The organism is Xanthobacter autotrophicus (genome assembly GCF_030015065.1).
GTDB classification, from domain to species: domain Bacteria; phylum Pseudomonadota; class Alphaproteobacteria; order Rhizobiales; family Xanthobacteraceae; genus Xanthobacter; species Xanthobacter autotrophicus_D.
The window spans coordinates 1-12,948 of record NZ_JAIVFN010000049.1 but is presented as its reverse complement, the minus strand read 5'-3'; the positions used below and the strand labels follow the sequence as shown (position 1 = coordinate 12,948).

Here is a 12,948-nt window from a genome sequence, read left to right as displayed (position 1 = left end):
ATGTTCGACTTCAAGAACCGGACCCTGCTGCTCACCGGCGCCAATGGCGGCATCTCCCGCGCCATCGCGCAGGCCTTCTTCGCGCTCGGCGCAAATTGCGTGCTCACGGACCTGGACGAGGCCGGCGTCGCCGCCTTCGCCCGGGAGCTCGACCCCACGGGCGCCCGCGCCGTCGGCATCCGGCAGGATGCGGCCGAGCCCGCCGACGCCGACCGCGCCCTCGCTCTGGTCAAGGCGCGATTCGGCACGCTGGACGTGCTCGTCACCTCCGCCGGTCTCTACCGCGAGCGCAAGGTTGCCGAGATGAGCGACGCCCACTGGCGCACCGGCATCGCGGTCAACCTGGACGGGGTATTCTACACCTGCCGCGCGGCCATTCCCCATTTCTCCGAGAATGCGTCCATCGTGAACGTCGCCTCCATGGCGGGGCATCGCGGCAGCGTGGGGCATGCGGACTATGCGGCGGCCAAGGGGGCGGTGCTCAACTTCTCCCGGACGCTGGCCATGGAGCTGGCGCCCCGGGTGCGGGTGAATTCCGTGTCGCCCGGCCTCATCGACACGCCTATGGTGCGCTCCCTGATGGACGCCAACGGCGCGGCGCTGATGGCCGGCACGCCGCTGAGGCGGCTCGGCACCCCTCAGGAGGTCGCCCGCGTGGTGGCCTTCCTCGCGTCCGACTGGGCCAGCTTCGTCACCGGCGAGACGGTCCATGTGAATGGCGGCCTTTATATTGCCAGCTGAGTCGCGCGCTCACGGCGCGTGACGTTGTCGTGGCGTTTGATTTGGCGGTGGAGTTCAGGAGCAACGGATGGCCCAACCCCGCGACATCATCGGCCGGGCGCCCTCCCTCGCCGATACGCTGGCGCATCGGCTCCGGGAGGAGATCGCCTCGGGCCGCCTGCGGCCCGGCGAGCGCCTGCCCACCGAACACCAGATGGCGGAGACCTACGGCGTCAGCCGGCCCATCGTGCGCGAGGCGGTGGGGCGACTGAAGCATGACGGCCTCGTCACCACCCGGCAGGGGGCGGGGGCGTTCGTGGCCGAGCCGGGCGCCGCCTCCACCTTCCGGCTCGACATCACCGATTTCAGCGACAAGGTGGAGATGCGCGCCATCGTGGAACTGCTGATGGCGGTGGAGGCCACGGCCACCGGCCATGCCGCCGTGCGCCGCTCCGACGAGGACCTGGCCCGCATCGGCGCCCAGCTCGACGCCATGCAGGAGGCCATCGTCCGCGGCGAGCCGGGCGTGGACGAGGACATGGCCTTCCATCGCGCCATCGTGGAGGCCACGGGCAATCCCTACTTCCGGGATCTCTCCCAGTTCCTCGATCACCGGGTGCGCCACTTCATCCGCACGGCGCGGGCGAACACGGCCCGCCATGGGGGGCTTGCGCAGGCGGTGCAGCGCGAGCACGAGGCCATCTTCACCGCCATCGAGAAGAAGGACCCCGCCGCCGCCCGTGCCGCCGCCGAGGAGCACCTGCGCAACGCCGCCGCGCGCCTCGCGGTCTATCTCACGCCGTAGGGGGCGCCGATCTTCGTTCGTCACCGTACAGGCTGAAGCCGGCTGTTGCCGTGTCTGGCGGGAGAGGGGGCCATGTTGGGAGTTCACCCCGGTGAACCCTCTCCCGCGTGCGTGGGAGGGCAGCGAGGAGGCTGACGGCTTCCGCGATCCCGCCCGTGCGGGACTTGTGCGCGTCCCATTCGGGTACACTCTTTTCGGGGCGACGGCCTGCACCGGGAACGCAGCAAGACCGAATCGGTTCTTGCCGTCGTTTCCCGGTTCGTTCCTTCGCGTCTTGCCCCCACTCCAGCCCTCCCCCGCAAGCGGGAGAGGGAGCCGCGCCGGGTTGGGTGCGGCGAATGGGGGGACCAGTACCGGCTGGGGCATTGTCCTTGAGGATACGGGCGCCCCCGCTCAGCGCCGCTCGAAGGTGCCGAGGCCGTTGTCGTTGAAGAATTCCACCTTCATCCGGCCGCCCGCGAAGGTGACCTGCGACACCGACCCCGCCGGGGCCGTCTCCTCGCTCTCGGGGTGGAAGATGAAATCATCCCCGCTCCAGTGGTCGAGGGTGAAGACCCGCGGCCTCGGCCCCACGGCGAGGACGAGGCGGCCTTTCTCCTCGCTCACGCGGGCTTCACCGAAATAGGCATTGGCATAGGTGCCCACATAGGCCGACAGGGGCTTGGCCGGCGCGGGCTTGGCGGGCGCGCTCTTGCCGGCGAGGGCGCCGAGCGGCGTGTAGAGCGGATCAATGAGCGTGGCGTAGGCGGTCAGCCAGTCCCGCGTGATGGAGCCGAACTGGACGAGGTCCATGAAGCTGGCGGACAACGCCTCCGGCACGCCCGTGGGCTGGGCGTTGGTGAGCGCCACGATGCCCAGCTTCTCGGAGGGCAAGAGCACGTAGGTGGTGCCGGCGCCGAGAATGAAGGCGCCCGAATGGTCGATCATCACCCGGCCGGCGGGGGACACGTTCACCGCGAAACCGAAGCCGTAGAAGCCGGCGCGGGCATCGGCGGCATAAGCGGGCGAGGAGATCATCTGTGGCCTCATGGCCGGCAGCAGCGCCTTTTCGGGCGCGATCTGCCGCCCCTCATAGGTGCCGCCGCCCAGCACGAAGGCGAGCCAGCGGGCCATGTCCCGCACCGACGAGCTGACCCCGCCCGCCGGCGACTGGGCGTCCGGATCGCGCTGGAACTTCGCGGCGAAGGTCTTGCTCTCCCCGATCTTGCCGACCCGCACATGGGGTATGGCACGGTTGGGGCGGGCCATGTAGTCGGCAAAGCGCGAGGAGGTGGAGGCCATGCCCAGGGGCTTGTAGAGCACCTCGTCGGAGAGGGTCTCCCAGTCCTTGCCCGCCGCGGCGGCCACTGCCTCGGCGGCGGCGGTGACGCCGAAATTGGTGTAGGCGTAGGAGACGCGGAACGGGGCGAGCGGCAGCCTCTTCAGCCGCTCCAGCACCTGCCGGCGGTCGTAGCCGAGGTCTTCCAGCTCGTCGCCGGCATGGTCCGGCAGCCCGGAGCGGTGGCTGTAGAGATCGGCGATGGTGACGTGCTCGGACACCCAGTCGTCGTTCAGGGCGAACCAGGGCATGAGGTCTTCCACCGGCGTGTCCCACTTCACCGTGCCCTTGCCCACCTCGTGGGCCACCACGCTGGCGCCCACCGACTTTGACAGGGATGCGAGCTGGAACACGGTGTCAGCGTCGATGGCCGCGCTCTCGCCCACCTTGCGCAGTCCGTAGCCCTTGAGGAACACCGTCCTGCCCTCGTGCACCACGGCCACCGCCATGCCCGGCACGCCGCTACGCTTCATGAGGTCGTCGGCGAGGGCGTCGATGCGGCTCACCGCCATCTCGATCTGCCCCCTGGGGATGGGCACGCCCGATGTCTGCGGCGGCGGCCGGGAGGCGTCGATCTGGGTCTGGGCGAGGGCGGGGGAGGCGAGAAGCAGGAGGGCGAGGGCGGTGCAGGGAAAGCCGGCGCGCCGGCCGGTTGGCTTGCGACGGCGTCCCGATGCCCGCTGAAGTTCACGCACCATGGCCGATCCTCCGGTACCGGACGCTCGGCGGCGTCCGTCGTCTGCCGAGCGTCAGGCTTAGAGCGCGATCCGAGCAAATGGAATCAATTTGCTCGGTGAATCGCCCTCTAGACTCAAGAAAGAGAACGCGTTGTCCGATCAGCTTGCGATGCAGGCAGATCGGCGCGTGCCTAGAGCGCGATCCGAGCAAATTGAATCAATTTGCTCGGTGAATCGCCCTCTAGACTCAAGAAAGAGAACGCGTTGTCCGATCAGCTTGCGATGCAGGCAGATCGGCGCGTGCTCTAGCGGCAGGGCAGGGCGGGGCAGGGCGGCCCGCAAGGGCAATGCACGGCATGGGGGCGGGAGCGGCGGCGCGCCCCCTCACATCACCGCGGCCAGCCGGGGCGTCTCGTTGGAGTTGGCGGCGCGGCCGTTCACCGGGAAGCGGACGAAGACGGTGGTGCCGCGTCCCTCGATGGAGCGGATGCGCATGGCGCCGCCGTGCAACTCCACCAGCGACTTGGCGATGGCGAGGCCGAGGCCCGAGCCCTTGTGGGTCTTGGTGAACTGGCTTTCCACCTGCTCGAACGGCCGGCCGATGCGGGCCAGCGCGTCCTTGGCGATGCCGATGCCGGTGTCCTCGATGGCGATCACCGCGGCCGAGCCGTTGATGCGCGCCTTCACCGCGATCCGGCCGCCCTCGGGGGTGAACTTCACCGCGTTGGAGAGCAGGTTGAGCAGGATCTGTTTCAGCGCCCGGCGGTCGCCCTTGATGGCGAGGTTCCCGCCGGCCGCCATGGTCATGGCGATGTTCTTCTCGTCGCCGTTCACAGCCGTGACGCGCATGGCGTCGGCGATGATGTCGTCGAGGGCCACATCCTCCACCTCCAGCTGCATGCGGCCGGCCTCGATCTTCGACATGTCGAGGATGTCGTTGATGACGTCGAGGAGATAGGTGCCGGAGCCTTTGATGTCGGTGCAGTATTCGGCGTACTTCTCCGAGCCGAGCGGGCCGAACATGCCGCTCTCCATGATCTCCGAAAAGCCGATGATGGCGTTGAGCGGCGTCCGCAGCTCGTGGGACATATTGGCGAGGAACTCGCTCTTGGCGCGGTTGGCGTCCTCGGCCTTGTTGCGCTCTTCCGAATATTTCTCCGCCAGTTCCGCCAGCTGCTGGGCCTGGTGCTCCAGGGTCTGCTGCGACTTGCGCAGGTCCGCCACCAGCGCCATCAGGCGCTTCTCGTTGTCCATGAGGCGTTCTTCATGCCGCTTCATGGTGGTGATGTCGGTGCCCACCGAGACGTAGCCTCCGTCCTTGGTGCGGCGCTCGGCGATCTTCAGCCAGCGGCCGTTGGAGAGCTGCGCCTCGAAGGCGCGGGAGCCTTCCTCGGGCTTGTCCTCGGGCTTCAGGGGGGTGCGGGTGACCGGGTGGCGGCCCACCGAGGCGATGGTCTCGAACGGGGTGCCGGCCTGGACCAGATCCTCCGGCAGCTCGTGCAGGGTCTGGAACTTGGAATTGCAGAGCACGAGGCGGTTCTGGCTGTCCCACAGCACGAACGCTTCCGAGATGCTCTCGATGGCGTCGCGCAGGCGCATGTCGGCGGTCACCGTGCGCTCGGCGAGGCGCTGGGCCTCGGTGACGTCCATGGCGATGCCGATGAGGTGGGGGCCGTCCTCGCCCTGCTGCTGCACCACCTCGGCGCGCATGCGCAGCCACACGAAGTCGCCCTTGACGGTGCGCATGCGGAACACCCGGTCCACCGGCTGGCCCGGACGCTCCGCCTGCTCCTGCGCGAACTCGTAGAGGTCGCCGTCGTCGGGGTGCACCAGCTTGGCGATCTCGCCGAAGGAGATCAACTCGTCCTTCCGCTCCAGCCCGAGGATCTCGAACATGGTGTCGGACCAGTACATGCGCCCGCGGGCCATGTCCCAGTCCCACATGCCGCAGCGGCCGCGGTTGAGGGCGGTGTCGATGCGCCGGCGCACGGTGTCGTAGATGGAGTCGGCCTCGCGGGCCCGGCTCGCCTGCCAGTGGAAGGAGAAGCCGAGGATGAGCAGCACCGCCCCGGTGGTGGTGAACAGGGTCACCGTCAGGGTGGTGGAATCCGACCACGCCGCCAGCGCCCGCTCGGTGGGCTGGAGGTAGACGATCTGGCCCAGCGGCGCCGGAAGGTTGCGCACGGTGGCGAGCGCGGTGCCCTCGCCGAACGGCACCTCCAGCACGCCGGCCCGCTCGGCGAAGATGACGAGGGGCTGGGCCGGGTCGATCAGGTCGGCGAGGTTGGCCGGCGCCTCGCCGCGGGGGGCGGAGGCGATGATGTGGCCCTGGGCGTCGGTGATGTAGACGCGGCGCCCGCTCTCGGTGGCGCGGGGCGGCAGGCTCTCCTCCAGGGCCGAGGGCACGCGGGCGAGGGCATTGCCGGCGCGCAGCGTCAGCCCCTCGGCGGTGGCGAGGGCGAGGAGGGAAATGTCGTCCTTGGCGTTGTTGAGCTCGGCTACGCGGTGGGCGTGCACCTGCACCACCGCGCCAACCCCGATCACCACCAGGAAGGTGACGATCAGCGCGGGGACGATCCGGCGCAGGACCGGCTCCGCATCGAGCAGGCGCTGGTAGGCAGGGCGCGCGATCGACCGTGCCAGACCTCGAATGGCTTGGTCGCGCGCGCCTACGCTCTCAGCGTTGGCGCGTGCCATCGCCGGTCTCCTCCGGGTGTCCGGGGGCCCTGAGCGGCCTACTGCTCTGAAGCCCCCACGTCCTCGATCTGGAGGGACGTGCCGCATCTCTCCGAATCGAGCCCATTGGAATCGAATCGGAGGGCTGTTGTCTAGAGTCCAGCGGAGTCAAGGGGCGAAAAATTACGGCCGCGCCTTGGTTTTCGTGGTGTTGCGGGGGAGTGGACAACGCATCCGGGCACCCTGCGGGTCCCTGCGGGCGCAGCGACGCTGGGTCGCCGTGGACGCGGCGGCAGCGGGGTGCTTCTGTGCCGGCCCAAACAGGAGGAAACCATGACCGACATCTGGTTCAAGGCGGGTGAAGCGACGGTTCTGGCGGCAGAGGGGCAGGCCACCGATGCCATGCCGGAAGTGCTGATCGGCTCCGTCCGCGGCCCGGTGGGGCAGGCGCTCGCCTCCATGATGGGGCAGGTGCAGGGCCACACCCGCATGTTCGTGGTGCGCGACCTGAACCAGCTGGTGCGGCCGGTGACGATGATGACCACGAAGGCCACCATCCACACCGCCGAATATGTGGACCTCCTCGGCGGCGTGGTGCAGGCCGCCATGGGCGACGCCATCATCGACTGCGTGAGCGAGGGCATCCTGCCGAAGGACGAGGTGGACGAGCTCGCCATGATCATCATGGTCTGGCTCGATCCGCGCTGCGCGGAAGACCCGGACCTCGACAAGGCCGACCTCTACCGCACCAATTACGAGGCGACCAAGCTCGCCATCTCCCGCGCCATGAAGGGCGAGCCGACCATCGACGAGCTGATCGCCAACCGCAGGAGCGTCAAGCACTACGCGCTCGATGGGGTGGTGGACTATTGAGGGGGCCGCCGCGGCCGAGGTCACGGTGACGTTGGTGGAGCCGGTCACGGCTCTCATCTAAGGTCGGCGTGCGTGGTGCGCATGGGGTTCGTATCATCCGTATGCGCACGCGCTTCGTATCGAGTGCATGCATGCCGCCGAGCCCAGCCTGTTCGTTCCCGCGCTTCGGCCGTCGTCCCGGATGCGATCGCGTCCGCCCGGCGCCGGATCTTCAGCCATGAGCGCGGCCCCGCCCGCGTCCGGCCCTGAAACCGGGGCCGATCTCAGCGCGCTCATTGTCGCCATCGCCCGGGACGCGGACCGGGACGCCTTCGCCCGGCTGTTCCGCCATTTCGCGCCGCGGGTGAAGGCGTTCCTCATGCGCGGCGGCCTTTCGGCGAACGCGGCCGAGGAGCTGGCACAGGAGACGCTGCTCGCGGTGTGGCGCAAGGCGGCCTATTTCGACCCCGCGCGCGCCGCCGCATCGACCTGGATCTTCACCATCGCCCGCAACCTCTCCATCGACCTGAAACGCCGCGAGCGTTACACTGGTACGGTCGATGCCGAGGCTCTGGAGGAGGCGGCGGACGAGGCGTCCGGCGAGACCATCCTCATGAGCGCCGAGCGCGAGGCGCGGGTGCGGGCGGCTCTCGCCAGGCTGTCGGAGGAGCAGGCCACCATCGTCCGGCTCTCCTTCTTTCAGGAGAAGCCCCATTCGCAGATCGCGCAGGAGCTGGGCATTCCGCTCGGCACCGCCAAATCGCGCGTGCGCCTCGCGCTGAGCCGCCTGCGCACCCTGCTGGAAGATTTGAAATGAGCGTCCATTCCCATCCCGGCGACGAGACCCTGCTGCGCCATGCGGCAGGCACGCTGCCGGCCGGGCCGCGGCTGCTCGTGGAGACTCACCTGCAAGGCTGCCCGGCATGCCGGATCACGCTGCGCCGGTTCGAGGCGGTGGGCGGGGCGTTGCTGGAGGCGGCGGAGCCGGTCGCCCTTGCCAGCGACGCCCTCGCGCGCACGCTTGCGCGGCTCGGCCCGGCGCCGACGACCACTGGCCTCAGGGCCGGTGGCGCGCGGCCGGATCATCTGGAGGCTGGATTTGCGGGCGTGGCCACGGCGCGGCGGGGGCCCGAGGGGCTCTGGCTGCCGGACGGCGTCCGGCTGCCCCGGCCGCTCGCCGCCCGCCGCATCGGCGCGCTCATGCCGGTGGCACCGGGCGTGCGCGTGGGCCGGGTGCATGTGCCCGAGGATGCGCAGTCCAGCGTCTTCCTGTTCCAGATCGGGCCGGGCCGCGCCATCCCCCGGCATACCCATGCCGGGACCGAATACACCCACGTCATCTGCGGCGGCTTCAGCGACCCATCCGGCCATTACGGTCCCGGCGACCTGGTGGAGGCGGACGCGGACGTGGACCATTCCCCCCGCGTGGACGATGAAGGCACCTGCGTGTGCCTTGCCGCGTTCGAGGGGCGACCGCGCTTTCACGGGCTGCTGGGGGTGGTGCTGCGCCCGTTTCTCTGAGGCACGTCCCGACAGGGCCGCAGGCCCATCGGTGTCCGGCATCAGAAGGAACTGCGCGGCACGCCCTTCTTCACCACCGAAAGCGCGTGGGAAAGGTCGCTCGCGAGCGCGGCCTTCTGCTCCGGGCCCAGGAAGCGCCCCACCGGCACCGTGCGCCGGCCGCTGACGAGGGCGACGTCCAGCGTGCCGTGCTCGTCGTCATCCTCCCGTGTCAGGCGCGTCCAGAACGGGTTGAGCCGGGTCACGGTCCACCGTCCGCGCGCCGGTTCGCGCCGCACTTCCAGGAGGCTGGGGGTGACGAGAATGTGCTCGCGCGCCCGCGCCGAATCGAAATTGGCGCGGAAGGCGAGGTAGATCAGGAGCACGTCGAGGCCGAAGAAGCCGAAGATCGGCCATGCCCCCATGGCGAGGAAGGCGCCCCCGGTGACCAGGCTGACGCCGCCGATGCCCATCATCACCAGCCGGAAGCCGCGCGGGGTGAGGGATCGGTGCGGGGCAAGCGTCACCGCATAGACGACGGGCTCTTCGGGCAAGCCCGCGTCCCCTTCGGGTGCGGTATCACGGTCGCTGGCTTGGGGCATCGGCGAACAGTATACCGTAAAAATGCCGCGCAAGATCACCCCGCCCAAACCTGCCGCCGCGACCGAGGCCGGTGCTCCCAAGTCCGGCGCCTCCAAGTCCGGGGCCTCCAAGTCCGGCGCCTCCAAGTCCGGGGCCTCCAAGTCCGGCGCCTCCAAGTCCGGTGCTCCCAAGTCCGGTGCTCCCAAGTCCGCTGCTACCAAGCCCGGCGCCTCAACGTCGGGCCCTGCGAAGTCCACAGCTTCCGCGTCGGCCATGGCCGCCGGGCATGCGCCGGTGTCACCGGCAGTGAAGGCCGGGGCGGGGGGAGGCAAGGCCGGAACGAAGGCCGGGGCGGCCAAGGGGGCGGCCAAGGGAGCGGCCAAGGGAGCCACCAGGCCCGCCCTCTCCGGCAAGCGCAAGCAGGTGGCCCCGCCGCCCAGCCCGGCGCCCCGCCGCAACAAGGCGGTGGCGAATGCGGCGGCCGCCGCCCATGGCAAGACGCTGGCCAGGACCCTGACGGCCTGGAGCGAGGAGGAGATCGCCGAGGCCTTCACCCGCTTCGAGGCGCAGGACCCGGAGCCCAAGGGCGAATTGAACCACACCGATGCCTTCACCCTGCTGGTGGCCGTGGTGCTCTCGGCGCAGGCCACCGACACCGGCGTGAACAAGGCCACCCACGGCCTGTTCGCCGCCGCCTCCACGCCCGCTGCCATGGTGACGCTGGGTGAGGAGGAGGTGGCCCGCCATATCCGTACCCTCGGCCTCTACCGGGGCAAGGCGAAGAACGTGGTGGAGCTGTCCCGCCTGCTGCTGGAGCGCCATGCCGGCGTGGTGCCGCGGGATCGCGCGGCGCTGGAGGCATTGCCGGGGGTGGGGCGCAAGACCGCCAATGTGGTGCTGAACATCGCTTTCGGGGTGCCCACCATCGCGGTGGACACGCACCTGTTCCGGGTGGCGAACCGCACCGGCCTCGCGCCCGGGCCGACGCCGCTGGCGGTGGAGCTGGGCCTGGAGGCGCGCATCCCCGACCGCTTCAAGCTGCACGCCCACCACTGGCTGATCCTGCACGGCCGCTACATCTGCAAGGCGACCAGGCCCGAATGCGGCCGCTGCATCATCGCGGATCTCTGCCGCTGGCCGGAGAAAAGGTTCTGAGGCGGCGCCTCAGCGCATCTCCGCCAGGAAGGCGCGGACCTCGTCCGGGTTCACGTCCTTGGCCACGAAGGCCTCGCCGATGCCGCGCACCAGGATGAAGGTCAGCGCGCCGCGGCTCACCTTCTTGTCCTGGGCGATGAGGGCCATCAGCCCGTCCGTATCCGGCAGGTCGCCCGGCACGTCGGAGATCTTCGTGGGCAGGCCGGCGGCTTCCAGATGGCGCACCACCCGCGTCACGTCCTGCCCCGGGCACAGGCCCAGCCGCGCCGAGAAGGCGAAGGCCAGCGCCATGCCGATGGCGACGCCCTCGCCGTGCAGCAGCCGGCTGGAATAGCCGGCCCCCGCCTCCAGCGCGTGGCCGAAGGTGTGGCCGAGATTGAGCAGCGCCCGGTCGCCGGTCTCCTTCTCGTCGCGGGCGACGATAGCAGCCTTGGCCATGCAGCTCGCCGCCACGGCGGCGATGCGCTCCGGCCCGCCGCCGATGACGCCGGGAAAGTCGCGCTCCAGCGTCTCGAACAGGGCGCGGTCGCCGAGCAGGCCGTATTTCACCACTTCCGCATAGCCGGCGCGCACCTCGCGCACGGGCAGGGTGTCCAGCGCGGCGGTGTCGGCCAAAACCAGCACCGGCTGGTGGAACGCGCCGACGAGGTTCTTGCCCTGGGGCGAGTTGATGCCGGTCTTGCCGCCGACGGAGGAATCCACCTGGGAGAGCAGGGTGGTCGGGGCCTGCACCACGTCCACCCCGCGCCGCAGCACCGAGGCGGCGAAGCCCGCGAGGTCGCCCACGACGCCGCCACCCAGCGCCAGTACCAGGTCGCGCCGCTCGATGCGCGCCGAAATCAGCCCCTCCACCACCTGCTGCAGGCCGGGCCAGCCCTTGGTCTTCTCGCCCGGCTCCACCACGATGGCGGTATGGTCGATGCCGGCGGCGGAAAGCGAATCCTCGACCGTCTTCAGGTGCCCGGCGGCCGCCACGTTGGCGTCGGTGACGATGGCGACCCGCGCGCCCTTGCGCAGCGCGGTCACATGGGTGCCCGCCTCGGCGAGGAGGCCGGGGCCGATATAGATGTCGTAGGGCCGCCCGGCCACGTCCACGCGCACGGTGCTGCGGGTGATGTCGCCGATGGGAAGCGGTTCGGGCTCGGCGTGGGCGAGGTCGGCCGGACCAAGGGGGGCGGACATGGAGCGGGTCCCTTCGGGATGCTGGATGAGATGGCGGTGGACCGCGCCCATGACCTCCTCCACCACCATCTCGTGCACCACGTCGCGGCTGTCCACGATGACGTCGGCGAGGGCATAGGTGTCGCCGCGCTGGTTGAGCAGGACGGCGAGCTTCTGCGCCGGGTCGCCCTGGGCGAGGAGGGGGCGGTCGGTGCGCTTCTTCACGCGCCGGAGCAGGGTGTGGAGGTCGGCGCGCAGCCAGACGGAGACGCCCTGGCGGGCCACGGCGTCGCGGGTTTCGGCATTCATGAAGGCGCCGCCGCCGGTGGCGAGCACGCTGGGGCCGGACTGCAGCAGGCGCGCCACCACCCGCTTCTCGCCCTCGCGGAACTCCACCTCGCCGCGGCGGGCGAAGATTTCCGGAATGCTCATGCAGGCGGCGCGCTCGATCTCCTCGTCCGCATCCACGAAGGGCAGGCCGAGCCTTTTCGCGAGCCTGCGGCCGACCGACGACTTGCCGGCCCCCGGCATGCCCACCAGCACGATGGAGCGGCGCCCGAGGCGGCGCACCAGGTCGGCAGGCGTGACGCAGGCCGCCTCGGCGGCTTCGCTGGTCTCGGCGTCCCGGTGGGACGGGGGGCTGTTCTGGGTCTGCACCCGCGCCTTCCTCGCTGCGGCGGCTTGGCCGTGCGCATGCAATCATGCGCGCGAACGGCGGACCGGACGGGTGCGGCTCTAGCATCCGCAACGCGAGCCGGCAATGCGGTTGAACAAGACGCCACGGCGTGGCACCTCTCGGCGCGAGGGGCCGCGCGGGTCGATTCGCGGCAAGGCTCAAGGAGGCGCAGGTGCCGACGCTCTTCCGCTTGCTGGCGGTCCTGGCCGTGCTGTGCGGCCTCGGCTACGCGGCCCTGTGGGCGCTCGCCACCAAGGTGGAGCCGCAGGAGCGCGAGATCACCTTCACCGTTCCGGCCGAGAAGATCGGCAAATGAGCGCCGAGGGGCCGCCCGGGGACAAGGGGCCGCCCGAGGTCGCGAGTGGGTCCGCAGCCAAGGCCGGCACAGCCAAGACGGGCACGGCCAAGGGGGGCACGGCCGCCGGGTCCGGCCCGCTGGCCCTGTTCCTGGACATGCAGGCCATCGAGCGCGGCGGCGGGCCCAACACCCTCGATGCCTACCGCCGCGACCTCATGGACCTTGCCGAGTTCCTCGCCCCGGTGCCGCTCGCGCAGGCCGGCACGGCGGCGATCCGCGCCTATCTCGCGGACCTGACCGCACGCGGCTTCAAGGCCACCACGGTGGCGCGGCGGCTCTCCGCCCTGCGCCAGTTCTACCGCTTCCTGTTCGCCGAGGGCCACCGCGCCGACGATCCCGCCGCCGTGCTGGAGGGGCCGAAACGCGGCCGGTCCCTGCCCAAGGTGCTGAGCGTGGAGGAGGTCACCCGCTTGATCGACACCGCCCACTGCCGCGCCGCCGAGGCCGAGGCGGGGCAGGGGGCGGGGC

Annotated in this window: 12 protein-coding genes; 8 read left to right on the top strand and 4 right to left on the bottom strand. The window is 70.4% G+C overall.

What is annotated here, in order from left to right:
• Positions 1-741 (top strand): SDR family NAD(P)-dependent oxidoreductase, encoded by a 741-nt coding sequence (locus K9U40_RS11640; RefSeq protein ID WP_282890363.1) that lies wholly within the window; start codon positions 1-3, stop codon positions 739-741.
• Between the two features lie 67 nt (positions 742-808).
• A complete protein-coding gene (locus K9U40_RS11635) occupies positions 809-1,525 on the top strand; it encodes a FadR/GntR family transcriptional regulator (protein WP_282890362.1) in 717 nt (238 codons plus the stop codon).
• 393 nt (positions 1,526-1,918) lie between these two features.
• Here K9U40_RS11635 and K9U40_RS11630 read toward each other — a convergent pair whose 3' ends face one another.
• Entirely contained in the window at positions 1,919-3,541 is a 1,623-nt protein-coding gene (locus K9U40_RS11630) for a serine hydrolase (protein WP_282890361.1), read from the bottom strand.
• 363 nt (positions 3,542-3,904) lie between these two features.
• Entirely contained in the window at positions 3,905-6,217 is a 2,313-nt protein-coding gene (locus K9U40_RS11625; protein ID WP_282890360.1) for a sensor histidine kinase, read from the bottom strand.
• A gap of 312 nt (positions 6,218-6,529) precedes the next feature.
• Between K9U40_RS11625 and fae the strand changes: the two genes are divergently transcribed.
• The 3 genes from fae to K9U40_RS11610 all read left to right on the top strand — a co-directional run bounded on the left by fae (position 6,530) and on the right by K9U40_RS11610 (position 8,569).
• A complete protein-coding gene (gene fae / locus K9U40_RS11620) occupies positions 6,530-7,069 on the top strand; it encodes a formaldehyde-activating enzyme (RefSeq protein ID WP_282890359.1) in 540 nt (179 codons plus the stop codon).
• Between the two features lie 217 nt (positions 7,070-7,286).
• Positions 7,287-7,865, top strand: coding sequence for a sigma-70 family RNA polymerase sigma factor (locus K9U40_RS11615; RefSeq protein WP_282890358.1), 579 nt, complete (start codon positions 7,287-7,289; stop codon positions 7,863-7,865).
• The gene (locus K9U40_RS11610; protein WP_282890357.1) at positions 7,862-8,569 is read left to right on the top strand and encodes a cupin domain-containing protein; all 708 of its coding nucleotides are present in this window, start codon (positions 7,862-7,864) and stop codon (positions 8,567-8,569) included. Before K9U40_RS11615 ends, K9U40_RS11610 begins: the two co-directional genes overlap by 4 nt.
• Before the next feature lie 41 nt (positions 8,570-8,610).
• Here K9U40_RS11610 and K9U40_RS11605 read toward each other — a convergent pair whose 3' ends face one another.
• Positions 8,611-9,102 carry a DUF2244 domain-containing protein gene (locus tag K9U40_RS11605; protein WP_282890356.1) on the bottom strand — a complete coding sequence of 164 codons (492 nt, stop codon included), beginning with the start codon at positions 9,100-9,102 and terminating at the stop codon, positions 8,611-8,613.
• 301 nt (positions 9,103-9,403) lie between these two features.
• Here K9U40_RS11605 and nth point away from each other — a divergent pair, with 301 nt between their 5' ends.
• Entirely contained in the window at positions 9,404-10,285 is an 882-nt protein-coding gene (gene nth, locus K9U40_RS11600) for an endonuclease III (protein WP_282890378.1), read from the top strand.
• A gap of 9 nt (positions 10,286-10,294) precedes the next feature.
• Here the strand turns inward: nth and aroB are convergent, their stop codons facing one another.
• Positions 10,295-12,016, bottom strand: coding sequence for a 3-dehydroquinate synthase (aroB, locus tag K9U40_RS11595; protein ID WP_414115009.1), 1,722 nt, complete (start codon positions 12,014-12,016; stop codon positions 10,295-10,297).
• A 278-nt stretch (positions 12,017-12,294) separates the two neighbouring features.
• Between aroB and K9U40_RS11590 the strand changes: the two genes are divergently transcribed.
• Positions 12,295-12,438, top strand: a complete 144-nt coding sequence (locus K9U40_RS11590) for a histidine kinase (RefSeq protein ID WP_282890354.1) — start codon at positions 12,295-12,297, stop codon at positions 12,436-12,438.
• On the top strand, positions 12,435-12,948 hold a 514-nt coding region (locus tag K9U40_RS11585), incomplete at its 3' end, for a site-specific integrase (protein ID WP_282890353.1). The genes K9U40_RS11590 and K9U40_RS11585, both read left to right, overlap by 4 nt.